Below are 26,512 nucleotides of genomic sequence, written 5' to 3' on the forward strand. Positions count from 1 at the left end.
CGTTCATACCGTTACTCCCGTTCATGCCACGGTCCTTTCGAATACGGTGTTCTGCTCGCCTTGGCAGGCCGGGCAGACCCCACTGCCGTACGTTCTGCAGTATCCGACGTGTTCCACGGTCGGACGCGCGGTGATGCGGGTGGCCCGGCTCGCCGCGGCCGCATAGAAGACGCGGGAGATCATGGTCAGCGACCATACCGTCATCTTCGACCGCGATTCCAGAAGTTGCTTCCAATGTTCTTCGCTGACCTGCGCCGGCCGTTCGACGTCGTCGAGGCCGCTGGTGAAGACGCTGGCCATTTTGGGCACGTATTTGCGGGGTATGAAATCGCCCGCGTTGATGCTTCCGCCGGCGAACAGCGCCTGCTGGTGGTACGCTTCGTCGCCTTGCCCTTTGCGTGGCGCGGGGGCCGCGTATTCCATGACGTGGAACAGGGCGCTTTGGGTGATGTCCGGCATGGTTGCGATCGCCTGCGCGCCGCGTTTTCCGCCGTGTTCCGGGAATGCGAGGCCCAGCTGGTAGCAGACGAGCTGCAGGTCGCTGAACAGGGAGCGTCCGTTCGGCACTTTGCCGGTTTTGTAGTCGATCAGCCGTACCTGTTCGCGGCCGTCGGCGGTACGGCGGTGTTCAAGACGGTCGATTCTGCCCGACAGGCGTACGGTGAGCCGGTCGCTCATGCCGGTTTCCGGCCAGCCGCCGACGAGCGCGCCCATGATGGCGATGAGTTCGTCGCGGGAGATCGGAGCGTTGCCGTCGATGGCGTTGTAGGCGTCGAGGATGTCATCGAAGTCGAATCGCGCGGCGAACTGCCGTTCCGCTTCGGCATGGTCCAACGTTCCCACGGTGATGTTTTCGGTGTTGTTCGACGGGTATCCCGTACGGTTCGACTTGACGAAATATGTGGCGATGTTGCGCAATGCGACCGACGCCTTCGCGTCCTTGCCGAGCGCCTTGTACCGTTCCTCGGGGTCGTCGATGGCGTTGAGGTCGCCACGTAGGGTCTTGTATCGGCCGATCATCCATTGGGTGATTTCGTCGATGTTGTCCTCGTCGCTTACTGCGGTGTGGTTTTGGGGCAGGTCGAGGCCGGCTTCGGTGGCCTGTTGCGCGACGGTGTGGATGAGCGAGCCGAAGCTGGTGGCCGCGCTGCCCATGCGTGGGCCGGCGAAACGGTTCTCCAGCATCCAGCACACCGGGCACGCCCACAAACTGTCCACGGCGGATGGAGAAAGGGTGACCACGTCGGATTGGCCGTCTGTTTTTTCGATGGATTCCGGTTGTTCGATAAGCTTCGCCTTGTCGGCATGCTCCGTTTTTCCGTCAGATTCCATCTTGCCGTCGATTTCCGTCATATCGTCGGCTCCCGCATGTCCCGTAAGGAACGCCCAATTGTCGGGATTCGCGGCGGCGATGCCATGCGATGCCAACAACGCCAAGGCTTGCGCGGCATCGCGCGCTTGGGGGGAATCGGCCGGCGCATGGGCCAGCACGCTTCGCGCGGCGGCGACCAGGCCACGCGGGTCGGCCTCCAGTCCCGCGTATTCGCCGGCCTCGCCGACCGCCGTGTACACGCGTGTTTCCGCATCGGCATCCCGGTCGCGGTCGAACCATTCCGGCAGGTAGCCGTAGAGGAAGTCGGACGGCACATGGTCTTCGTTGAGGACCGCGCTTACCGTCACGCGCTCATCGGCGCGGGTGAGCGCCACAAGGAGGCTTTTCTGTTCGGAGGCGAGCACCGCGGCGAGCTGCGCGTTTTCGCGGCCTGCGGAGGTGACGATGTCGTCGGACAGTCGTCCATGCAGCATGATGTCGGCGAGTTCCTCCCCGCCGAACAGGGTGTTGCGCGGTGAGAGGTTCGGCCATTGGCCTTGTTGGAACGCAGGCATGAATACTAGTTTCCAATGTTTTCCGGCAGCTCCGGCGGGCGTGGTGAGCGTCACGGCCTGATCGATCGGCGCGGTGTGCGCCAGGGAGTCGGCTTCGATGGCGAGCGCGCGGACCTGTTCGATGAACGCGTCGATGGTGTGCGCTGCCGTCACGCCGTTCGATTCGCCGCCGGACGCGTAGCTGAACAGGCGCATCGCGGTGTCGAGCCGGTCGTTGGCCGCGCGGCCTTCGGCGTTGTTGCGCAACGCCGTTTTCTGCCAGATTTCGGCTTTGCCGAACGCCTGCCATGCACAGTCGAGCATGTATTGCGGTTCGTGGGATGTCAGGCGTGCCTCCGACCGCAGGGTATCGTCGAGCGCTTTCCACAGGCGTGCGAAGGCTTGCGCTTGGGGGTCTTTGCGGCCCAGTACGGAGGCGATCGCGTCGAGCACGCGGTCGGTGTCGCCTTCCAATAGCAGGATGTACAGCGCGTTCATGCCGAAGGATGGTTCGTCCGCGTCCTCAGCGGCACGCTCTCCCGTCATCAGCCGGTCGTCGGTGTCGATTGCCGGCAGGCCCATGTCGGCAGCGTTTTCCGCGTCCGACGCCGATGCCGCCGCGCGTGCGGTGTGGAAGGCTTCGACGTAATCGTTCCAATCGTCGATCAGCTGTGGCAGCAGCGCGCGTCCGGACGTGTCGGACGTGGTCGGATCGGCTGTATCGTCATGCAAAACCGTGGCCAGCGAGCCGAGCGCGTTCATCGCCGATTCGACCACGCACAGCCGAGCCGGACGTTCGCCGGGGGTGGTGATCAGCGGCGAGTTCATGATTGATGCGACGCGTGAGCGCACGTATGCGCCGGCCGTGTCGAGGTTCATGGACGAGGTGGCGATGCCTTGCCGTTTCAGTTCGGCCAGTTCGATCATGGAGAACAGGCCCTGCACGAACGGTTCGTCCTTGAGGGGGCGGGTCACGCTCGAATAGCGTACGGGCACGCCGTCGGCGCGTAGCCGTTCGCCGAACGTGCGCACGGTGGCGTTGTCGTGGGCGATCACGGCCATGTCGTTCCAGTCGCGGCCGTGTTCGAGATGTTCGGTTTTGATTTTCCACACCACGTCGTCGAGTTCTTCGACGGTGGAACGGTACATCGCGGCTTCAAGACTGCCGTCGTGCGTCTCCGGTATGGCGATGGCCGGCATTTTGCCGGGGCGGTTCGCCAGCGCGTCGTCGGTCGATTCCGTGCTGGCGATGGTCAGGCTCACGCGGCTCGTCACCGCGGCCAGGTCCGTGCCTTCGGCCATATGGGACGGTTCCAGCCGTACCAGTCGCGCGCCCAATCGCGATTGCGCCATGTTGAACAGATATTCAGGGTACGATCCGCGGAACGTCTGCACCGCCTCGTCGGGGTTGCCGACGAGCAGCAGACGCACGCCACGGTTGCGCAATGCGGTGAGAAAGTCGAAGCCGGCGAGTGTGGCGTCCTGGAAATCGTCGACGATGACGAGTTTCGGCAGGTCGGACGTTTCGGCTTCGTTCACGGCGGCCGCGGCGTCGATCATGAGCTGCGAGGCGTCGAGACGGTATTGGTCCGGATATGCCTCGTTGATGGCCTGGTTGTATTCGGCGCGCAGCGCGAAGGCGAGCCGCCATTGCACGCGCAGTCGTTCGCGTCGTTCGTCGAGCGTGCCGTGCTCGTCGGCAGCGCGGGAAATCAGCGCGTCTTCGAGTTCCGGTTTCGCGCCGATCTCGTTCATGCGGGCAAGCATGTCGCGCAGCTGGTTGGCGAAGGCGTCGGTGGCGTCGTCCACCACCATGCCCGACCAGTCGGCGACCACGAAGTAGGTGCGCAATAGCGCGCAGGTGGAGCATTCGTCGCCGTGCTCGGCATGTTCGGCATGCCTGGCGAGCACACGGCGGATGACCACGTCCTGTTCGGCCCCGTTGAGCAGTTTCGGCAGGGGTTGTCCGGCATGCGATCGCACGGCGGTCATGATGCGGAACGCGACGGCTGGCAGGGTGGTGACGGGGCGCGCCTGCGAGATCGCGGACAGTTCGCGGATCACGGTGTCGCCGAGCCGGTCGGCCACCTGTCTGCCGGAGACCGTCATCACGGCGTACGCGTCGCCATGCCGCTTCATCGCGGCGACCAGCATGTCCAGCGCGAACCGGGTCTTGCCGCTGCGGGGTGCCCCCGCAACCAATGTCACGTCATCGAGATCGTCCACATCCATCATGTCTCCCCAGCTTAGCCGAACGGTCCGTCCTGCACTCATATATCACCGGACAAAACGGCCGGACAACGCAGCCGGACAAACACAACAGACGCCCCAAAAAAGCGGTCAGCCAGAAGGGACAAAAACCTGCGAACAATCCGCGATGCGGAATGCGGCTACTGCAGGGAGGCCCACACCGTGGAGGAGATGTCGCGGATCTGAGCCTGCGCGGCCGAGGAATCGGGCACGTCGGAACTCATGACGGCAATCACGTACGGATGTTCGCCGTAGACGATCGCGGAATCGTTCTCCACGCCCGGAGCCTCACCGGTTTTGTTCGCGCACGCCACGCCTTGCGGCAGTCCGGCCGGGATTTTGGCGCGGCGGGTCTGCCTGGACATGATGTCGGTCATGCGTTTGCTGTAGCCGGCGGACACCAGCTGCCCACGGTAGGCGGCGGCGAGGAATCGCCCCTGATCCGCCACGGACGTCTGCTTGGTGGAATAATTGGACAGATCGCCCATCCGGCTGTTCAAATGCGATTCGTTGAACCCGTATTGCGCGGCCACCGAGTTGACCACGCCGAATCCGGCGTTGATGTTTCCGGAGCCGAGCCGCTCCACCAGCGCGTTGGTGGCCTCGTTCGAACTGACTGTGATCATCTGTTCCAGCAACCCGTCCAGCGAGGCGTCTTCGGCGAGCGTGCCCTCCGACACCTTCTGGAAGACGGCGAGCATGACCATGAGTTTGACGACACTTGCCGAATACGATTGGTGGCTGTTGACCACGGCTGTGGCCCCGCTGTCGAGGTCTTCGACGTACACCTGCCAGGAACCTTGGTATTGCGCGGTTTTTCCGGATAATTGCGATTGCAGCGCGGCCAGCAGCGTCTGCCGTTCGGCCGTCTGCGTCTTGCGTTCGTCTGCTTTCGGGGTCTGCTTGCGATCGAGCGCGGTATGCTCCGCCGCCGTTTCGCCACGCGTGGCCGGCTTGGTCGGTTCGTTCGGTTCGGCCGATTTGGCGGAGCCGTCCGCCCCTTTGACGGCGGGGGTCTCAGTCTTCGCCACGGCCGCAGCGGAAGAGGCCGCGCCATGGCGTCGCGCTCCCGCAATTGCAATGGCGCAGCCGGCGAGCGCCACGGCGACCACGCAAACGGCTGCGATCACCGCGACGGTGATTCGGCGGCGCCCGTCAAACGCGGCCCTGGATTGTTCCGAAGCCCATCGGGGGTAATTGGAGTGACGTCCCATATCGGCGGCTTAATTCCTGAGCATAGTGTTCCACACCTTGTCCAGCATGCGCGATGCGAGCTGGGCGGCCACGGCTCTGCCCTGGTTCTGCGTCATAACCGCCACGGAGACCTTCTTCTTGCCGTTGGAGATCACCATGAAGTAGTTGTAGGAGTCTTTGATGCCTTGGCCGCGGTGCGCGTGAACGGTCGCGCCGGACGGAATGACCACGCCTTCGGAGGCGATGTCGTAGTTCATGAGGCCGTCGTCTCCGTTCTCCGCCATCTCATTCAGCATGCGGGCCGCGTCATCGGGCGACGCGTAGTTCTCGTAGCCGTTCTGCGACGCTTTGACGTCTCCGTAGTCGCGTTCGAACCGCGTGCGGTAGTACTTGTTGTCGCTGAGCCATTCGTTGAGGTCGCTTTCGCCACCGACCGCATCGATCAGCCCGTTGGCCGATCCGTTGTTCATGCCGGTCAGCGAATCGGCGTACGCGTCGGGCCTATCACCGTAGGTGTCACGATAGTCGAGCCATGCCGGCAGGTACAGACCGGCGGCGACGAACGACAGGCTCGCGTTGCGCGACGAATAGCTGCGCAGTCCGTCTTCGTTCATGACCGAAACGCCCACATCGATGGTGGAGTAGCCGTCGACGATGGAATCGGTCGAGCTTTTGTCCAGTATGCGATTGGACCGCCGGTCCCGTTCCTTCGAAGCGTCGGTTTTGCCGGATTTGCCTGGCTTGTCCGATTCATCCGACTCGCCAGCCTTGCTTGATTTGCCGGATCCGCCGGTTTTATCCGACTTGTCCGACTCGCCCGATTTGTCCGACGATTTGCCGTCCGCCTTCTTGGCTTTCTTCTTCGGCTTCGTCGTTTCCTGCGATTGCGTGGCCGGCTGGACCCCGTTCGAATTCGACGTGTTCAGATACCAGACGGTTCCGCCAATGAGAATGGCGATGACCACGATGGCCGCCACGATGATCATCCCAACGCCGCCCGATTTGCCTTGCTTCGCAGGTGGCGGCAATGGGCCGTTCGGCACGGTCGGCGGCACAGCGGGCGACACGGTCGGCGATACGACCGGAGGAACGACCGGTCCGGGTTGCGGCGTCAACACGCTGGAGGGTGCGCCGTCGACCATGGTGCCGTCAGCGTTGCCATCCACCATGGTTCCGTCCGCGGGACGGCCGCCGGCCTGCGTCTGCAATGTCAGACCGCAGTTAGTGCAGAATCGTGCGTTCTGATCGTTGTGAACGCCGCAGGATGGACAAAACATATGCCTTCCCCCTCTTTCCCCAATGCTTCTCTTCCGGTATTTCAACAGCCGACGGGGACAGGCACCGCACGCCCGGCGTCTACCCTTTGGAACCTCCGCGGCACACGGGCAAACCCCCATATAATATAGCAAGGCAGAGCGCGGTGCATTATGCCTGTCCCAATGCGAGCCGGCAGACGCCCATCGCACACAGAGGAAAGAGGAAGCATGGAAGCCTCAAGGAGCATTCCCCCTCAGATTCCCGGCTACACACTGATCAAACGGCTGGGCTCCGGTTCCGAAGCCGACGTGTACCTGTACCAGCAGCTTTCCCCGGCCCGTCAGGTGGCCATCAAAATCAGCAAGAACACGCTCGACCCACGTGCCGCGGTCCGCTTCCGTTCCGAAGCGAATTTCATGGGGCAGATCTCCACACACCCCTACATTCTTTCCGTCTATGAGAACGGCGTGACCGTCAACGGGCGCGGCTACACCGTGTTCGAATACGCTCCGGGCGGCAATTACAAGACGTTCCTCGAGCATGGCCGTCTCACCGCCGACCAGATGCTCACCGTCGGTATCGATCTGGCGAGCGCGCTGTTCACCGCGCATCGCAAAGGCATCATCCATCGAGACATCAAGCCCAGCAATATTCTCATCAACGCGCACAATATGCCCATGCTCGCCGATTTCGGCATCGCCGGGACCGTCTATGGGCGTCCGGGTGTCGGCTTCACCATCGCGTGGGCCGCGCCGGAGGTGCTTGCCCAAGGCGGTGGCGGCAATGAATCGTCCGATATCTATTCGCTTGGCGCCACGCTGTTCGCCATGCTGATCGGCCAATCGCCGTACGAGTATTTCTATGCCGATGTGCTGGGCGATTCCCAACGGCAGGTGCGGGCCGAACGGCTCAAGTCCGTCATTCTCAACAATCCGCTGCCCAAACTCAACCGTTCCGACGTGCCGGCCGAAGTGGAATGGGTGTTGCGTAAGGCTTTGAGCCGTGCGCCCGAGGATCGTTACTATTCCGCGTTGGAGTTCGCGCGCGACATGCAGCGCGTGCAACAGGCCTTGTATGGCCGTGCCGTGCAGACCACCGTCGAGGGTGTGCCGGATTATCCGCAGAACATGTACGCGCAGACTTCCACATTCGACCAGTCCGCCCCGGTTGCGAAGCAGCATGCCCGGTGGGTGAAGCCGTTGGCCGTCACGGTTGCTGCGGCGGCCGCCGTGGTCGTGATGGCGTTGGCGTTCGTCACCGTCGTCATGCCGAATATGGATGCGGCTTCCGACAACAGCAAGGTGCAGGTGCAGAACCATGGCGCCCAGAACCATGCCGAGGACGATCCCGATTCGGCGATCACGTCGGGCAGTGTGCCGAGCGTGCAGGATCTTACGGGCGAATACACCGCCGACAGCAAAGTGCGGTTCACGTGGGTCAATCCTTCGCCGAAGGATGGCGATTCGTACGCGTGGTCGCTGGTCGGCGATTCGGGAACCGACCCGAACGCGCAGGGCACCACCACGGAGTCGACGAGTATCGAAATCGATCCGGCCGACGGCGCGCAGACGTGCGTGCAGGTGAGTCTGGTTCGCGCGGACCGGCAGATGTCCGAGAATCCCATGATCGCGTGCGCGGCCAAGCCGTGAGTTTGCGGCCGGATGCGGGTGACATGAACCGATACGAACCAATACAGCCCGGCATGCATGCGGGCAAACAGGTAGGCGCATGCGGTTGGATGCGCGGTCAAGCAAAGTTTGGGCACAATCAGGGAAGAGCCAGTCGATGAGCAAGCATAGGAACGCCGAGAACCAGTCGGCGCAATCGTACGAACGGCAGTTGCGATTCGGGTCGATGCTGCGCAAGCTGCTGCCTTCCGGCAGTCGCCGGTGGATCACGCCGATCGTCATGCTGCTGCTGTTGCTGGGCATCGTCGCCGGGGCCGTCATCGTCAGTTCGGTGACGCAACGTCACGTGCAGCTCGACGATGGCACCGTGTGGGTCACTTCGCTCAAAGACCGCAAGGCCGCCCGTTTCAACGTGCGCAACCGGGACGCCGATGCGGGCGTCGCCTCCACTGCGGCCCGGTTCGACGTGGCCCAGCATGATGGCTCCACCGTGATCTCCGAAGGTACGAAGGCCAGCAACATCGAGGCCTCCACCGTCAGCGAAAGCGGCAACACCACCATCAAATCGGATATGCGGACCGTCGTCGGAGGCAACACCGCGGCGTTCATCAACGTCAAGACGGGCAATGTGTGGGTCGGGTCAGCAGATGATGTGAAATCCATGAATCCGACCACCGATTCGCCGAAGATGAAGCTGGGGTCGGGTGGCCGTATCGCGGTGACGCATGACGGTGTCGTCTACGGCTATCGCGCGTCCGACGGCGCGGTGCTCAGTGTCGACGGACCTCAGGGAACGCCCGGCAAGGATGCGACGATCAAGGGCGCCACGAATGTCGAATCGTTCACCGTGGTCGGCAAGACGCCGGTCGTAGCCGGTGCCGGCAAGGTGTTCTGGCCGAAGGGCAGCGCGGATATCGGCCTGCAGGGTCAGGCGACGTTGCAGGCGCCGTCCACGGATGGCAGGCAGACTGGCTGGGTGGCGGTTTCCACGCCGCGGGGCATCGCCATGGTCGATTTGGGTAGTAAAAAGGTCACGCAGCTGCCGAATGCCGGCAAGGGCGATGCCGCGCAGCCGGTGTCCACCAATGGCTGCGTGTTCGCCGCGTGGGCGCAGAAGGCCAACAATTACATCAGGGTGTGCGCGGCGAACGACAAGGACGCACAGTTTTCCTCGTTGGAAGATGTCAATCCCACCTCGCAGCTCGTGTTCCGCACCAACCATCGTCTGGTGGTGCTCAACGACGTGGTCAACGGCAATGTGTGGAATCCGCAGGAGTCCACCAAGGTCATCAAAATCCAGTGGAACAAGGTGGAGACCAAGCAGTCGAAGCAACAGCAGCAGAACAACGACAGCGCCAACAACCAGCATAATTTCAGCAAGAACTGTTCGGCGCAGTCGGGGCAGATCAAGGCCGTGGACGATTCGTTCGGCGCGCGCGTGGGATCGCAGCAGATTCTCGACGTGTTGCGCAACGACGAGCAGACCGACTGTTCCGTGCTGCGCATCACGTCGGTGAGCGCTCCGGATGGCGCGAACATCACCGTCTCCCCCGTCTATGACGGCCGGTATCTGCAGCTCGACGCCTCCGGTGCCGCCGCGGGCAACGTGTCCTTCAGCTATGAGATTTCCGACGGGCGCGGGCAGACGTCCAGCGCCACCGTGTCGCTCACGCTGGCCGGCGGCGACGACCATGCGCCGCTGCAGAGCGACACTCCGCCGGAAATCGACGTGGAGCAGGGTGCTTCGTACACCGCGAACGCGTTGGGCAGCTTCTCCGACCCCGACGGCGATCCGCTGACCTTGGTGTCGGCATCGCCGCAGAACACCGATCAGGTGACGGTGTCCACGCGAGCCGACGGACAATTGGTCTTCAACGCCGGTTCGATGTCGTCCGGCAGGGCGGGCATCGAGGTCACGGTGTCCGACGGCCAGCAGACCGGCATCGGCATGATCTACTTCTCCGTGAAGCCGGCGAACACGCTGGGCGCGGTCATCGACCCCGTGGTCAAACAGACCACGCCCGACACCCGCACCACCATCGCGCTCAAACCGTACGTGCACGGCACGTCCGTCGAACCGGCCGAATTGACCGCGGTGGAGACGCCGTCCGGCGCGGCCACCACCATGAACGCCACCGACATGTCGATCACGTTCACCGCCTCCAATCCCGGCACCTACTATGTGCCGTACACCATCACGCAGGGTTCCATTCCGTCGACCGGTCTGGCTCGTGTGGAGGTGCAGGCGGTGGCCGGAGACGCCGCCAAGCCGATCGCGGCGAACGATGTGGCGCTGCTAGGCGCGGACAATACCGCGATTGTGGAGCCGCTTGCCAACGACGTCGACCCGATGGGCGGCGTGCTGTCGGTGACCAGCGTCACCGCGGACGCGCAAAGCGGCATCAAAACCGGTGTGGTGAGCAACAAGCGCGTCTATATCACCGCGCGTCAGGTGCCGACCGAGCCGGTGCGGATCTCCTACACCGTGGCCAACGCGGCCGGATCGTCGACCGGCGTCATCGTCCTGCAGCCGCCGGCGCTGACCACGTCGAATTCCGTGCCAAAGGCCGAGAACATCACCACACAGGTGCGCACCGAAGGCATCGTGTCCGTGGACGTGCTCGACCATGTCACGTATTCCGACGGCACCACGGTGAGCCTGCAGAACGACTTGCAGTATGACAAGAACACGTTCAAGGGTCTGGTGTTCGTGTCCGGCGACACCGTGCGCTATCAGGCCACCAGACAAACCGGCTCCTTCCCCGTCACCTACACGGTGAAGGACAATCTCGGCAACGCGGCCTCGGCCACCATCACCATCAACGTGCATCAGAAGGACGCGTCCAACAAGGCGGCTCCGACACCGTCCGACGTCGAGGCGCAGGTGGCGGCCGGGCAGAAGGTGCAGATTCCGATCACGCTCACCGGCATCGACGCTGACGGCGATGACGTGCAGCTGCTCGGCTTGGGCAACAAAGCGCCGAAACTGGGCCGTATCAGCGAGATGGGCGCCACGTATCTGGTGTATGAGGCGTATGCCGATTCGTCCGGAACGGACACGTTCTCCTACGCCGTGGAGGATTGGACCGGTCAGAGGGCCACCGCGCAGGTGCGTGTGGGCGTGTTCAAATCCGGAGCCGATTCGGGTGTGTACGCGCGCGACGACGAGATCACGCTGCGTCCGAACACCGCGGCCACCGTGCCGGTGGCGCAGAACGACATTTCCGGGGACAATACTGATCTGACCGTGGCCAAGGACGTGGAATCGCAAGGCATCGGCGGCATTCAGGTCGTTGACAACATGCTGTCGTTCACCACGCCGAAGCAGGCGGGCACGTATTACGTGGTCTACACCGTCAAGGACAAGGCTGGCCTGTCCGATTCGGCGACGTTGACGGTGAATGTCGACGAGAACGCCGCCATCGACCCGCCGACCGCGTACGATTACCGTGTTCCGGCCGCCGCCACGATCGACAAGAAATCCGTGGACGTGGACGTTTCGCAGTGGATTGCCAATCCGTCCGGCACCGCCGACGAGCTTCAGGTGGGCGTGGATCCTTCCGCGACCGACCATGCGCATGTCAAGGGCGGCAAGGATTCCACCATCATCACCGTTGATCTGACCGATGAGGCGCGCGCGGTGCCGTACACCGTCACGAACACGACGTACGGCATCACGTCCACCGCGTTCATCCAAGTGCCCGCATATGGCGTGTTTCCGCCGGTTCTGCGTCCGAAGGCGCCGGCGTTGAAGGTCAATGCGCGTGAGACCATCACCATCAACATCGCCGACTACGTGCGTGTGGGCGCGGGCAAGACCGCGTATGTGGACGGCGCCGATTCGGTGAGCGCCACGAAGGCCGCGGACGGCGACCTGTACGTCAACGACCAGACGTTGAGGTTCACCGCGCCGAAGGATTACGCGGGTCCCGCGTCCATCACCTTCACCGCGGTGGACGGCAAGCGAGACAAGAACGACAAGGTGAAGATCGTCAATTCGGCGGTGCTCACGCTTCCGATCACGGTGATCGGACGTGAGGTTCCGCCGCCGACGTTCTCGTCCTCCACCGTCGATGTGGTGGCCGGCGAGAAGGCCACTACCATCGATCTGACGGCGCTGACCCATTCGACGTCGGGCCTGTACGAGGATGAGAAGCAGTACTCGTATTCCGGCGGCGTGAATTCCGGCAGTGTGGATGCCAGAGTGTCTCCCTCCGGCACGTTGACCGTGTCCGCGGACAAGACGGCCACGCCGGGCACCACGGTGAGCGTGCCCGTCTCGATCAAATATGCGAAGGGTACGGTGAGCGCCGGTATGACCGTGCGCGTCACCGCGTCCAACAGGCCGCTCGCCCGCGTCACCGAGAAGACCGTGAAAATCAAGGCCGGTTCCAGCGAGCAGGTGAATCTGCTGTCCGACGCGTACAATCCGTTCCCCGACACTCCGCTGACGGTGACCGGATGCACATCCGACGGCGCGTCGAAGCTGACGGTGGATTGCCCGTCCAACGGCGTGGTGTCCATCAGGGCGGCTTCCGACATCGGCGCGAGCACCAACAAGGTGGTCGTCACCGTGCGCGACGCCACCAAAACAAAGGAACGTGAGGTGACCGGCACCATCAGCGTTTCGGTGATGGACAAGCCTGATGCGCCGCTGCTTTCCGCGGTGTCCGGCGACCCGCAGGATGGCGCCGTGAATCTGAGCTGGACGGCCGGTTCGGCCAACGGCAGCCCGATCACCGAATACAAGGTGATGTGGGGCGGAGACGCGTCCGGCGAGCGCTCGTGCGGGCAGAAGACCTCCTGTCTCATCGACGGGTTGAAGAACGGCAAGACCTACTCGTTCAAGGTGCAGGCCAGGAACGAGGTCGGCTGGTCCAAGGATTCCAACGCCGTCGAGGGCACGCCGGACAAGCTGCCTGATGCGCCGACGGATGTGACGGCCAGTGTGAAGGGCAACACGGTGAGCGTCACGTGGAAGGCTCCGGACGGCAATTTCTCGTCGGTGAACAATTACGAGGTGACTTTGTCCGGCAGGAACGCACCGTCCAAGCAGACGACAAATTCCACCGGAATCGATTTTGTTTTCGATAACAACGCGATTTTCGACGGCGACTCGTACACGGCTACGGTACGCGCCCACAACAAGGTGAATTGGAGCCAACCGTCCAAGGCGTCCGACGCTGTCAAGCCGTGGGGCAAGCCCGATGCGCCGAAGATCTCCGTGACGAACGACGACACCACGGGAACCGTCACCGTCGAATCCGTGGGCAACACCCACAACGCGGGATGCAAGGCCGTCGAGATTTCCGGAGATGTCAGCGCAAGCATCGACGGATGTTCCGGATCCTACGATTTCAAGATTCCGGATCATGATCTCAACACCAGGGAATACACCATCAAGGCGGCGGTGGTCGGCAAGGAGAAAACGACCAGTGACGATTCGACCGTACGTTTCACACCGAAATACGCGGTGAAGGCGCCCGAATCGGTCAGCGTCAAGGGGCATGACGACGTGTGCGTAGTCAGTTGGAAGGAGAACGGCCACGCCGACGGGTTCACGGTGAGCGCGGACGGACTCGGCTCCTACCATGCCGGCGCTTCCGAACGATCGCACGATTTCCCGCTCAAGGAATGGCAGTCCTGTTCCTCGGGCTCCGTCACGCAGCATTTCAATGGCGCGGCAAGCACCTCCAAGTCCGGCAGGGCCGATCCGGCATACGTCCGCAAGGTGAAGGCCGCCGTCAAGGCGCCGATGCTGACGTGGGACGCCAATGATCCGAACATCATCAAGGTCAGCGGCGGATCGGTGAACATGTACGGCCAGCCCGGCAAAACCGTGATCACCTTCACCGCGGACGGCAAATCCTATGACGTCGCCTGGGCATTGGGCTCCGACAAACTGAACGTCAAGGATGTGCTGCCGACCGGAGCCGATTACGCGTGGAAGGCGAAGGTGGTGGGCACCGACACCGCGCTCAACAACGAGGACAATGGCGGCACACTGCTGGACCATGACAGGTACAAGACTCCCACGCCGAAACCCGAACCGTCGGAACCTTCAGAACCATCAAAACCGTCGGAACCATCGGATTCTGACGCGTCCACGGAAGGCGAAGCGGCCACGCGGAATGACCGGCCTGTGGCATCCTCCATCGCCCTGTCCACCGTCGACGGCGCATCCAAGCCTTGGATCCGCGGCCTGGCCTACTACGCCAGATGGTGAAACGGACGATCACAGCAATCGCAAACACAACGAACCATCCACACGAGCAACACAACAAGCAAGGAGCAACCCATGAGCAACGATTTCGATGACGCCACCCAGCTGGGTTCCATCGGCCATAATCCAAGCGTTCCCAGCCAACCCGGCCAGCAGCAGCCGGCGTTCCACACGCCGAATCTGCCGGAGCAGCCGCAAGCCGATGAGGATCCGGAGGGCACGCTGCTGAGCGCGCACGGCACCACCCAACCGGCGTTGCCGCAACAGTCCGCCCCGGCAACGCCGAACCAGCCGCGGTTCCGTCAGCCGATGCCGCAGAACCTTCGCCAACCGGCCGCCAATCCGGCAGTCGCAATGCCCGCGCAGCAGCCCGTCCAGCCAACCCAACCCGTCCAGCCCAGCCAGCCTGTACAGCCCGTCAAACAATCCCAGCCGGTCATCGACACGTCCATGATGACCGCACCCAGCAAAGACATCACCGAATTCCATGAGAAGTTCGCCAAGCTCGTAGACAACGTCTCCCAGGTCGTGGTCGGCAAGGAAGCACCCATCCGCCAATGCGCCACAGCCATGGTGGTCGGCGGGCACATCCTGCTCGAAGACAACCCGGGCACCGGCAAAACCCAGCTGGCGCGAGGCCTTGCCAACTCCATCGACATGTCGTTCAAACGTATCCAGTTCACCCCGGACCTGCTGCCGTCCGACGTGGTCGGCGTCACCTACTACGACCAGAAGCGCGGCGAATTCGAATACCGCGAAGGCCCGATCTTCGCGTCCATCGTGCTCGCCGACGAAATCAACCGCGCCTCACCGAAAACACAGTCCGCACTGCTCGAAGTCATGGAAGAGCAGAAGGTCACCGTCGACGGCGTCACCCACCCGGTGCCGCAGCCGTTCATGGTCATCGCCACCCAGAACCCGATCGAACAGCTCGGCACCTACAAGCTGCCGGAAGCGCAGATGGACCGTTTCCTCATCAAAACCACCATCGGCTATCCAAGCCACGACGTGAGCGTCAACATCCTGAAACAGGTCAACGTCACCGACCGCGCCGCCACCGTGCATCCGGTGCTCACCGGCGAAGACGTGCTGCGCATGCGCAACATCAGCGAAACCGTGCATCTCGACGACGCGATCCTCGAATACATCGTGCGACTGGTGGAAGCCACCCGCCACAACGAACGCATCCAAGTCGGCTCCTCCATGCGAGGCGCGCTCGCCTTGACCCGCTGCGCGCGCGTATGGGCCGCCTCCGACAACCGCGGCTACGTAGTGCCCGACGACGTCAAAAACCTCGCCGTACCCGTGCTCGCGCACCGCATCACCCTCACCGCCGAAGCCACCTTCGCCGGAAACACCCCCGAACAGATGATCGGCCAGATCCTCGAAGACGTGCCGGCCCCAACCCTGGGCGCCAACGCCTGAAACACAATCCACCCCGGCATACGCACCACACAATCCGAAAGGTCAAGGAATGCGGCATTCGCACACAGTGCAGCGCAGACGGACCATCCAACGATCCCTACGCCGCCTCAAACATCGCATCAAGCGACTGGCCACCTCATACGTGTCGCCGCTTGGCTGGGCGGTGACGGCGCTCGCCGTCGCCTCGCTGGTGGCGTTCGTCCTGCTGGGATGGCATGAGCTGCTGGCCATGGCGGTGGTGTTCGCGGTCATGCTGGCCGCGGCGGTCATGCTTTCCCTTGGCAACACCTCGTTCCAAGCCACCATCGACGTGTCCAGCAGACGCGTCACGGTGTCAGACACGGTGAAAGTCGACGTCTGCGTGGACAATCCGGGCCGCACCCCCACCACGTCGGCGCGCGGCGACCTGCCCATCGGAGACAACCACGAACGGTTCGCCATTCCCATGCTCGCCGCAGGCCAGTCACGCCAGACGACTGTGGAATTCACCGCCGTCAGCCGTGCGGTGCTGCCCATCGGCCCGCTATCCATCCGCAAAGGCGACCCGTTCGGTCTGATCCGCCACGAAAAGAAACTCGTGGACCAGATCAACGTGTTCATTCATCCGCAGACCGTGCTGCTCAGCACCCTGAACGCCGGCATTCCACGCGATTTGGAAGGTCAGCCAAGCGGCGAAATCGTCGACGACGACCTCGACTTCTACGGCCTGCGCGAATACGAGCCCGGCGATGACGTGCGCAACGTGCATTGGCTCAGCTCCGCGAAAACCGGATCGCTTATGATCCGCCAATACGAAGCCACCCGCCGTACCGACACCGCTCTGACCATCAGCGTGAACCCGGATGATTACATCGATTCCCAGGAATTCGAACTGGCCGTATCCGTCCACGCCTCCATCGGCGTGCAATGCCTGCAGCAGAACCGGCCAGTCACCGCGCATGCCGGTTCCACGCACGCCATTCCGCGCAACGCCACGGAATTTCTCGATGGCTGCAGCGGCATCGACCCTGACATCGACGACAATCCCAACCTCGCGCAAACCACTCTCGAACATGCCCCCGACGCATCCTTCTACTTCTTCACCGTCGGCAGGCTCAAAACCATCGACGACATCAAACACATGGTCCTCGCACTCCCCCGCTCCGCAACCTGCGTGGTGCTTCAAGCCGCAACCGGCCAACCGCGCGCCATCAAACGCTACTCCGACTTCACCTTGGCAACCGTGGGAGACCTCAACGACCTCCCCATGATCATGGGGGTGCTGGCATGAGCACCACATTCACCAACACCGACAATTTCACCGGCAACCTCACCGGCACAGGCACCAACTCCGCCAACACCAACACTGGCATGGCGACCGGCACAGGCACCGGCTCATGGGCGGACTCCACCCACTCCGTCATCTGGATGTCCCGCAGCGGCAAGTCCCCAGCCATGCCCAACACCAACCAGCCACACGCCGCGCAATACGCAAGCCTCACGGTCGCCGCCCTGCTGACCATCGCCGCAGCCAGCAACCTCATCGACGTATACGGCTCCGCCCTGTCTTGGACGAGCGCCGCAATCCCCGCCACCATCATCGGCTCGCTCGTGGCGCTTGCCGGTCTCGTTCCCGCGTTGCGCCTGTGGTGGCAGATGCTGTTCATGGCGTGTGCGCAGCTGGTGGTCGGCCCGGTCATCTTCCTGAATGGCACCACCATCGCCCATGTCATTCCCACACTGCGCACGTTGACGCAAGGGTGGATGCGGATGCTCGGCTCGTTCAAATACCTGCTGGCCATCGACCCGCCGACCGGCACCGGCGACGGCTCGCTGCTCGCCGTGTGGACGATCTGCCTGTGGGCCGCGCTGCTGGCCGGTATTTTCGCGGTTGCGGAGGATGGCCGGCTTACGATGGTCGCGGTCGTTCCCGTCGTGGCGAATCTTGCGATCTGCGCGCTGCTTGGCACGTCGAGCGGTTTCTACCGTATGGCGATCGGCACGATTATGGCGGTCGTGCTGGTGGTTTGGGTCAGCGCGCGTTGGAAACTGTTGGAATTGGGCCGTTGGCTCAGTTCCGTAGTCATCGTGCTGCTGGCTTCGGCTGTGGCGATCGGCGGATGCTTGGTGGTCGGGCAAAACCGCACCATTCTGCGCGACCATTATGATCCGCCGCTGAGCCCGTACGATTACACCAGCCCGTTGAGCGGCATGCGTTCGTATATCAAGAACCATAAGGACGATGTGCTGCTGACCGTCGACGATCTGCCGGCCGGTTCCACGGTGCGTTTGGCGGTTATGGACCGTTTCGACGGCAATGTGTGGAACCTGTCCGATTCCACCATGGCTTCGGATTCCTCCAACTACCATCGTGTGGGCGATTCCATTGCAAACAACGCCACCGGCAAGCGGTTCACCGCGAAATTCACGGTCGATGACGGTTTGAGCGACTATTGGCTGCCGATGGCCGGCGCGGCTTCCAGCGTGAAGTTCGCCACATCGTCGGACGCCGATTCGTTCTACTACAACACCGACACTATGTCGGCGATCTACCCTTCGCGCACCTCTCCGGGATTGTCCTATACGGAAACCGGCGTCATTCCACGGACGCCGACGAATAAGGAGATCGCCAAGGCGAATGCTTCCTCCATCAGCCAGCCCAAGGCGGAGGATGTGCCCGATTGCGTGGATAAGCTGGCCACCGCGATTGCGGGCGGCCAGTCCAAGGGCGGCGAGGCCGCGCAGTCTCTTGCCGACAAGCTCAGGGAATCCGGCTGGTTCTCCCATGGTTTGAATGGCGATTACCCGTCCAGGGCCGGTCACGGCAACTATCGCATCGACCAGCTGCTCGCCGGCAGTGCGATGGTCGGAGACAGCGAGCAATACGCTTCCGCGATGGCGCTTATGGCCCGCAGTCTCGGCTTGCCGAGCCGCGTGGTGCTGGGCTTCCTGCCGAAGAACGACGAGGGCGAGATCAGCGACAGCCGCACCGAGAAGCATGGCAAAACCACCACCACGAAATTCACCGGCAACGATGTGACCGCTTGGGTGGAGATCAAGCTGGACGGTTACGGATGGGTGGCGTTCTACCCGACACCGAAGGAAACGAAGGTTCCCGACGAGAACCAGAATCTCACTCCGCCCAATCCGCAGACCTTGGTGCGTCAGCCTCCGGTGCCGCTTACCGATCCGCTGCGTGACGACAACCAAGCCAAGGGCAAAACGTCGCTTGGCGGCAGCATGGCCGACGAGACGCCGACGAGCCTGTTCTGGCAGCGTTTCGGCAGAATCGTCAGAAAAGTCGCCATCTACGGCAGCCCTCTGTGGACGGTGCTCATCGTCTGCGGCCTGCTGCTCGCCATCAAGGCGATCGCCCTGGCTCGGGCGCGCAGGCATGGCAGCGCATCGCAACGCGTCGCTGCCGGATGGCAGGCGGTCGCGGCGCTTGCCCGGCAAAGCGGCCTTGACGTCCAAGGCACCAGAAACGAGCAGGCGCAGGCCATCGCCGAACAGATGGGCTTCGAAGCCGATACACTGCTCGCGCTGGGCAGGGAGGCTGATTACGCGGCCTTCTCCGGAGGCGATGTCACGCAGGAGCATGCGGAACGCTACTGGCATGACATCGCCGAAGAACGAAAGTTCATGCTCGGCTCGCTGCCGACGTTCCGCAGGTGGCGGGCGAAACTATCGCTTGCGGACGTGTTCCACTTCCGGAAAATCCGCTTGCGGAAAATCGGTGTGAAAGGGCGGGACTCATGAACGTCAAACATATTGAGGTCGGCCTGAACAGCAATATCGGCTTGCGTAGGAAAGACAACCAGGACAGCGCCTGCGCAGGCAACGGCGTGTATGTGGTGTGCGACGGCATGGGTGGCGGCAAGGGCGGCAAGCAGGCCAGTTCCGATGTTGCGGAACGGTTCGCGCGTTTGGCCGAACTGCCGACGCGCGATCTTGACGCGATTGAAGAAACGCTGATCCTTGCCCAGCAGGAGGTGCTCCGTCTGGGTGAGCAGCTCGGCGGCGTTGCGGGCACTACCATCAGCGGCGTGCTGCTGCCGACGCGTGTCGGCGATGACGCGATATGTTCCGACGAACGGTGTTACATCGTCAATGTGGGCGATTCCCGCACGTACCATATGCGCGCCGACGGCAATGGCGCGTGGCTGGCGGATTCGCTGACGTGCATCACCCGCGACCATTCGGAACGGCAGAACGCCATCGATTCGGGGCAGATGCTGCCCGATGAGGCGAGCCGTTGCATTCCGCGCAACATCATCACGCAATGTGTCGGCGCGCCTGCCGGCATCCAGCCTGACTGGTACGCCGCGCATGCGGACGGACGGTTCATCATCTGTTCCGATGGGCTGCATGCGCAGATCGGCCGTGAGCAGCTTGCCGAGATCGCGGCGGCGTACGCCGACCCGCAGATGGCCGCGGACATGTTGGTACGCGCCGCGCTGAACGCCGGTGGCCGCGACAACATCACCGTCATCGTGGTGGATATGCGTTCCGATATGCCGTGCGACAAGGATTGGAACGTCAGCAAGATCGGCGATGACGAGGATATCGACGATGTGCTGGACGGTACGTTGCAAACGTTACGAGTCATTCAATAAGATGGTTACAGACCACGAGACAAGGAGATCATGATGGTCGATTTCGATGCCGCGGTGGCGGCCGTGCAGGATCCGAACGCCGATCCCATGTTCCTGGCGAAAATCGCGTACGAGAATCCGGAATTCGGTGCGAATGTCGTTGCCAATCCGCGAGCGTACCCGGGTCTGAAGCGTTGGGTCGCCGAATTCGGCGATGAGCGCGCCCGCCAGCAGCTGGTGGCGATGGGCTGGCCGGTTCCGCAAAATGGCGTGCAGCCGCATCTGATTGCCGAACCGACGGCCCAGCCAATGGCCGAACCGGTTGCCGAACAGGTCCAACCGGAACAGCAGTATCAGCCGGCAGTGGCGGAACAGTTCCAGCAGGAGCAGCAGTATCAGCCGGAACAGCCGGTGAACCAGCAATACGGTCAGGACGCTGCCTATGCGGCGTCCAACGAGGCTTCGACCGAGTATGTCGACCCATACATGAATCCCGCCGATTTGTCCGAAGTGGCCGATTATTCATCGAGCCAGCCGCAGAACAAGCCGGAACAGCAGTATGCCGAACAGCAGTATGCCGCGGCCCAGGAATCGCCGGCAGACGCGGGGTTCACCGCGGAACTGGCCATGACCACCACCGATCAGATGCTGATGGCCCGTATCGCCAGCGAAGCGTCGGAGCTTCGTCCGTGTCTTGCGCGCAATCCGTACATCTATCCGGAATTGCTTGCCTGGCTTGGCCAGTTGAACGATTCGGCCATCAACGCGGCCATTCGTCTGCGCCAGCAGTGAGCTAACGCCGATTATCAGACCATTTGAAACATAAGGGGTTGTCGCGGGAATCTCCGTGACAACCCCTTATCGTCTTACCGCTAACCGTCCGCGCCGACGCTGCCAACACAAATCGTCAACGCAGTCCGTCAGCGTAATCGTGTCTTCACTGACAAACGCCCTCACTGTTTGCGGAATTGGAAGAACTGGTCGCCGATACGCACCGTGCATGGCGCCTCCAGCTGCATCGGCTTGTGTTCCACTTTGGTTTCGACATCGTCTTGGATGATGTACGTGCCGTTGAGCGAACCGTAATCCTCTATCCACAGCGTGCCATCCTGGTCGAAGCTGATCGCCGCATGGTTGCGTGAGATTGTGCGCGTCGGATCCTCCAGCTTGACCGATTTGGCGCCGGCGGGCACTTCGGCCGAAGGCTTGCGACCAAGGAGCACGCCCATATCCACGATCACCTGCTGTCCGGTCTGCTCGTTGTCCAGCACGTACGTGTGCTTCGGCTGCTTCATGGTGAAGGCTTCGGAAAGCACGGTGCCGTCCCAGTCGATATCGTCCTCGTCCGAAACGGCAGCGTCGCCCTTCGCAACGGAAACATCCTGCATATCGTGGTCGTCCGATTCGTTCTGTGCGGCGAGCCGTTCGCGTGTTTCCAAGGAATCGGCGGCATTGTCGACGGGTTCGGCTGTGGGTTGCGCCATCACCGTGACGTCATCGTCATACCACCCTGGTTCGGGCGGCGGCGGGTAAGGTAGAAAACTCATATTCCCATTGTAGAAAGGTGACGTCCATGCCGTCTGACGATACTCATTCTGCAATACGATGCTCGCATATTCCATCTCAAAATAGTCCTATGCCGAGTATGGCGCGGATATGCAGGAAAGCGTCAGCAAGAAGAAGGACATTGTGGATCAGATGGCCGATCTGAATCTCAACGATATCGAGTATGGGTCCGCCGATTACGAAAAGCTTCAGGATCTTCATTCGAAGATGTCCGACATCGATTCGCCGACCCTGGATCAGTCCGATTTGCAAAAGGCCGCGAAGGAGGCCGATCTCAGCGGTTCGTTGAAGGATCTGGAAACCACGCTTTCGGAGAAGATCAAGTAACGTCAAAAGACGACTGCGAAACCCTCCCCCGCGATTAATCCACAACCTCGCAATCCCACGACATATAGATATAGCGAAAGGCGGAACCGACCGGTATTGGTCGGTTCCGCCTTTCGCTATGTCAGATGATTCGTCTGTCGACTATCGTGAGGGGAATCTCACAGGGTGTCGCCCAGATCGGTCTGGCCGCCGTTGTCGTCCAGGAAGTCATCCGGGTTGAAGTCATCGCCCAGCTTCAGGTCGCCGAAGTCGATGTTGGAGAAGTCCACATCGGACAGGTCGGTGTCGCCGAAGGAGCTGTCGGTGCCTTCGCCGCCCAAACCGAAGTTCGGGTAGATGGTGTCGCGGATGGCCTTGTCGGGCTCCACCGTGGCATTGCGGTAACGGGCGAGGCCGGTACCTGCCGGGATAAGCTTACCGATGATGACGTTCTCCTTGAGGCCCTTCAGGTCATCGACCTTCTGGTTCAGGGCGGCTTCGGTGAGCACGCGGGTGGTCTCCTGGAAGGAGGCCGCGGACAGCCAGGAATCGGTGGCCAGCGAAGCCTTGGTGATGCCCATCAGCTCCGGACGGCCGGCGGCCGGCTTGCCACCGTTCTTCACGGCTTCCATGTTGGCGGCCTTGAAGCGTGCCTTGTCCACGAGTTCGCCCGGCAGCAGGTCGGTGTCGCCGGAGTCGATCACAGTGATGCGACGCAGCATCTGGTGCACGATGACCTCGATGTGCTTGTCGTGGATATCCACGCCCTGGGAGCGGTACACGGTGTGCACTTCCTCCACGATGTTCACCTGTGCGGCGCGCGGGCCGAGGATGCGCAGGATCTTCTTCGGGTCGACGGAGCCTTCGATGAGCTGGGTGCCGGCTTCGACATGGTCGCCGTCCTTGACCAGCATCGGCGCACGACGGGTCACCGGGTAGACGATCGGCTCGACGGAGTCGTCGTCCGGCTTCAGGGTGACCTGACGGCCGCGCTCGGTGTCTTCCACCTTGACCACGCCGGCGAACTCCGCGATCGGAGCCTCGCCCTTCGGGGTACGGGCTTCGAAAAGCTCGGTGACACGCGGAAGACCCTGGGTGATATCGGAAGCGGAAGCGACGCCGCCGGAGTGGAAGGAACGCAGCGTCAGCTGGGTACCAGGCTCACCGATGGACTGTGCTGCCACGATGCCGACGGCCTCGCCGACGTCCACCAGCTTGTTGGTGGCCAGGGACCAGCCGTAGCACTTGGCGCACACGCCACGCTTGGATTCGCAGGTCAGCACGGAACGGGCCTTGACCTCTTCCACACCGTGGGCAACGAGATCGTTGAGCACGTCCATGGACAGGGCGTCGCCGGCCTTATACAGCACGGTCTCGCCGTCGGCCGGGTCGATGACGTCGGCCGCGAGCAGACGGGAGTACGGGCCACCGTCGGCGGCCTTGACCAGGTGCAGGTTGCCTTCGGCATCGCGTTCGCCGACCTTCATGGTCAGGCCGCGCTTGGTGCCGCAGTCCTCCTCGCGCACGATCACGTCCTGGGAGACGTCCACCAGACGACGGGTCAGGTAGCCAGACTCTGCGGTACGCAGTGCGGTATCGGCCAGACCCTTACGCGCGCCGTGCTGGGAGATGAAGTATTCCAGCACGGACAGGCCCTTACGGTAGTTGGACTTGACCGGTCGAGGAATGATCTCGCCCTTCGGGTTTGCCACCAAGCCTCGCATACCTGCGATCTGGTTGATCTGCATCATGTTTCCTCGTGCACCGGACTGCACGATGATGGCCAGGTTGTTCTTGGAATCGAAGTGTTCCTCAACCGCCTCGGAGACCTCGCTGGTGCACTTGGTCCACAGGTCGACCAGTTCCTGACGACGCTCCTCTTCGGTGAGCATACCGATTTCGTAGTTCTCGTTAACCTTGTCGGCTTCGCCTTCGTACTTTTCGATGTACTCGTCCAGTTCCGGCGGCTGGATAACGTCGGAGAACGCGAAGGACACGCCGGACCACGGTGCGCGGGTGAAGCCCAGATCCTTCAGGGCGTCCAGTGTCGCGGCCACCTGAGCGGTGGAGTAACGGGTCGCGATGTCGTCGACGATCTTGCTCAGACGCTTCTTCGGCGCCTGCTCGTTGACGAACGGGTAGTCGACCGGCAAGGTGCCGTTGAACAGGATACGGCCGTAGGAGGTGGCGAACAGGACGGAGCCGTCATGGAAACGCTCCTCCTTGACCACGTCCGGGCTGCCCGGTTCCGGATCGACGACCTTGACCTCGCCCGGCTCCCAGTCCTTCGGCAGCACGAAGTCCTGCGGAAGGCGGATGAGCACCTTGGCCTGCATGTCGATCTCGTGCTTGTCGAGCGCCATTTCGGCCTCTTCCAGCGAGGAGAACACGCGGCCCTGGCCCTTGGCGCCGTCGATGACGGTGGTCAGGTAGTACAGACCGAGGATCATGTCCTGGCTCGGCATGGTCACGGTGTGGCCGTCTGCCGGCTTCAGGATGTTGTCGGAAGCCATCATCAGGGAACGGGCCTCAGCCTGGGCTTCGGCGGACAGCGGCAGGTGGACTGCCATCTGATCGCCATCGAAGTCGGCGTTGAATGCGGCGCAGGCAAGCGGCGGCAGGTGGATGGCCTTGCCTTCCACCAGGATCGGCTCGAATGCCTGGATGCCCAGACGGTGCAGCGTAGGTGCACGGTTCAGGAGCACCGGATGCTCGGAGATGACCTCTTCGAGCACGCCCCATACTTCGGAGTCGGCGCGGTCCACGAGGCGCTTGGCGCTCTTCATGTTCTGCGCGAAGCCCTGGTCCACGAGGCGCTTGATGACGAACGGCTTGAACAGCTCGAGGGCCATCGGCTTCGGCAGACCGCACTGGTGCATGCGCAGGGACGGGCCGACCACGATCACGGAACGGCCAGAGTAATCCACACGCTTACCGAGCAGGTTCTGACGGAAACGGCCCTGCTTGCCCTTGAGCATGTCGCTCAGGGACTTGAGCGGACGGTTCGAAGCGCCGGTGACCGGACGGCCACGACGGCCGTTGTCGAACAGGGAGTCGACGGCTTCCTGGAGCATGCGCTTCTCGTTGTTGAGCATGATCTCCGGGGCGCCGAGCTCGATGAGACGCTTCAGACGGTTGTTACGGTTGATCACACGACGGTAGAGGTCGTTGAGGTCGGAGGTGGCGAAGCGGCCACCGTCGAGCTGCACCATCGGGCGCAGGTCCGGCGGGATGACCGGGATCACGTCGAGCACCATGGCCTCCGGCTTGTTGCCGGTGGTCAGGAACGCGTTGACGACCTTCAGACGCTTCAGAGCGCGGGCCTTGCGCTGGCCGGTGCCCGTGTCGATCTCTTCGCGCAGCTGCTTGGAGGCTGCCTCGAGGTCGAAGTCCTGCAGACGCTTCTTGATGGCTTCGGCGCCCATGCAGCCTTCGAAGTAATCGCCGTAGCGGTCTTCCATCTCACGCCACAGGTCGACGTCGCCTTCCATGTCTCCCGGCTTCAGGGTCTTGAAGCGGTCGAACACGGCGCTCAGACGCTGGATCTGCTCGTCGTAGCGGGTACGGATGGCGGCCATTTCACGCTCGGCGCTGTTGCGTAGCTTGGCGCGTGCGGAGCCCTTGGCTTCGCCTTCGGCTTCGAGCTCGGCCAAATCGGCTTCGACCTTCTTGGCGCGCTCCTCGATTTCGGCGTTGCGGCGCTTCTCGAGGTTGGCGATCTCGTTGTCGAACTCCTGCTGCAGGTCCGGCAGGTCCTGATGACGCTGCTCTTCGTCCACCTTGGTGACCATGTAGGCCGCGAAATAGATGACCTTCTCGAGATCCTTCGGAGCGATGTCCAGCAGGTAGCCCAAACGGGACGGCACACCCTTGAAGAACCAGATGTGGGTCACCGGAGCGGCAAGCTCGATATGGCCCATGCGCTCACGACGCACACGGCTCTTGGTGACTTCCACGCCACAACGCTCGCAGACGATGCCCTTAAAACGCACGCGCTTGTACTTACCGCAGGCGCATTCCCAGTCGCGGGTAGGTCCGAAGATCTGCTCGCCGAACAGGCCGTCTTTCTCCGGCTTCAGGGTACGGTAGTTGATGGTCTCCGGCTTCTTGACCTCGCCGTAGCTCCAGTTGCGGATGTCGTCGGCGGTGGCCAGTCCGATCCTCAGTTTGTCAAATTCGTTGACGTCCAGCACTCTATTGTCCTGTCTATCGATTCTTAATGC

Annotated in this window: 13 protein-coding genes; 8 read left to right on the forward strand and 5 right to left on the reverse strand. The window is 62.5% G+C overall.

What is annotated here, in order from left to right; all coding sequences use genetic code 11:
- Positions 1-21: 21 nt before the first annotated feature.
- The 3 genes from BAD_RS06930 to BAD_RS06940 all read right to left on the reverse strand — a co-directional run bounded on the left by BAD_RS06930 (position 22) and on the right by BAD_RS06940 (position 6,587).
- Entirely contained in the window at positions 22-4,101 is a 4,080-nt protein-coding gene (locus BAD_RS06930; RefSeq protein WP_041777400.1) for a PD-(D/E)XK nuclease family protein, read from the reverse strand.
- A gap of 155 nt (positions 4,102-4,256) precedes the next feature.
- Complete coding sequence (locus tag BAD_RS06935) at positions 4,257-5,330, reverse strand: serine hydrolase (RefSeq protein WP_011743626.1); 1,074 nt, start codon at positions 5,328-5,330, stop codon at positions 4,257-4,259.
- Between the two features lie 9 nt (positions 5,331-5,339).
- On the reverse strand, positions 5,340-6,587 hold the full coding sequence (locus BAD_RS06940) for a zinc-ribbon domain-containing protein (protein WP_011743627.1): 1,248 nt from the start codon (positions 6,585-6,587) through the stop codon (positions 5,340-5,342).
- Between the two features lie 207 nt (positions 6,588-6,794).
- On the opposite strand from BAD_RS06940, the gene BAD_RS06945 reads away from it, so the two are divergent.
- The 7 genes from BAD_RS06945 (at position 6,795) to BAD_RS06975 (ending at position 21,209) form a co-directional block, all read left to right on the forward strand.
- Positions 6,795-8,216 (forward strand): serine/threonine-protein kinase, encoded by a 1,422-nt coding sequence (locus BAD_RS06945; RefSeq protein ID WP_011743628.1) that lies wholly within the window; start codon positions 6,795-6,797, stop codon positions 8,214-8,216.
- Positions 8,217-8,352: 136 nt separating this feature from the next.
- Positions 8,353-14,421, forward strand: a complete 6,069-nt coding sequence (locus BAD_RS06950) for an Ig-like domain-containing protein (protein ID WP_041777402.1) — start codon at positions 8,353-8,355, stop codon at positions 14,419-14,421.
- Positions 14,422-14,493: 72 nt separating this feature from the next.
- Positions 14,494-15,843: an AAA family ATPase gene (locus BAD_RS06955; RefSeq protein ID WP_011743630.1), complete on the forward strand. Its 1,350-nt coding sequence runs from the start codon at positions 14,494-14,496 to the stop codon at positions 15,841-15,843.
- A gap of 49 nt (positions 15,844-15,892) precedes the next feature.
- A complete protein-coding gene (locus BAD_RS06960) occupies positions 15,893-17,113 on the forward strand; it encodes a DUF58 domain-containing protein (protein ID WP_011743631.1) in 1,221 nt (406 codons plus the stop codon).
- Positions 17,110-19,581: a DUF3488 and transglutaminase-like domain-containing protein gene (locus tag BAD_RS06965; protein ID WP_011743632.1), complete on the forward strand. Its 2,472-nt coding sequence runs from the start codon at positions 17,110-17,112 to the stop codon at positions 19,579-19,581. Before BAD_RS06960 ends, BAD_RS06965 begins: the two co-directional genes overlap by 4 nt.
- Positions 19,578-20,438 carry a PP2C family protein-serine/threonine phosphatase gene (locus BAD_RS06970; RefSeq protein WP_011743633.1) on the forward strand — a complete coding sequence of 287 codons (861 nt, stop codon included), beginning with the start codon at positions 19,578-19,580 and terminating at the stop codon, positions 20,436-20,438. Before BAD_RS06965 ends, BAD_RS06970 begins: the two co-directional genes overlap by 4 nt.
- A 30-nt stretch (positions 20,439-20,468) precedes the next feature.
- A complete protein-coding gene (locus BAD_RS06975) occupies positions 20,469-21,209 on the forward strand; it encodes a hypothetical protein (RefSeq protein WP_011743634.1) in 741 nt (246 codons plus the stop codon).
- Positions 21,210-21,370: 161 nt separating this feature from the next.
- On the opposite strand, the gene BAD_RS06980 is transcribed toward BAD_RS06975, so the two are convergent.
- On the reverse strand, positions 21,371-21,964 hold the full coding sequence (locus tag BAD_RS06980) for an FHA domain-containing protein (protein ID WP_033500017.1): 594 nt from the start codon (positions 21,962-21,964) through the stop codon (positions 21,371-21,373).
- A 109-nt stretch (positions 21,965-22,073) separates the two neighbouring features.
- Between BAD_RS06980 and BAD_RS06985 the strand changes: the two genes are divergently transcribed.
- Entirely contained in the window at positions 22,074-22,310 is a 237-nt protein-coding gene (locus BAD_RS06985) for a hypothetical protein (protein ID WP_041777403.1), read from the forward strand.
- 158 nt (positions 22,311-22,468) lie between these two features.
- On the opposite strand, the gene BAD_RS06990 is transcribed toward BAD_RS06985, so the two are convergent.
- Positions 22,469-26,482, reverse strand: a complete 4,014-nt coding sequence (locus tag BAD_RS06990; protein ID WP_011743636.1) for a DNA-directed RNA polymerase subunit beta' — start codon at positions 26,480-26,482, stop codon at positions 22,469-22,471.
- Between the last annotated feature and the right edge of the window lie 30 nt (positions 26,483-26,512).

Source organism: Bifidobacterium adolescentis ATCC 15703 (assembly GCF_000010425.1).
GTDB lineage: Bacteria > Actinomycetota > Actinomycetes > Actinomycetales > Bifidobacteriaceae > Bifidobacterium > Bifidobacterium adolescentis.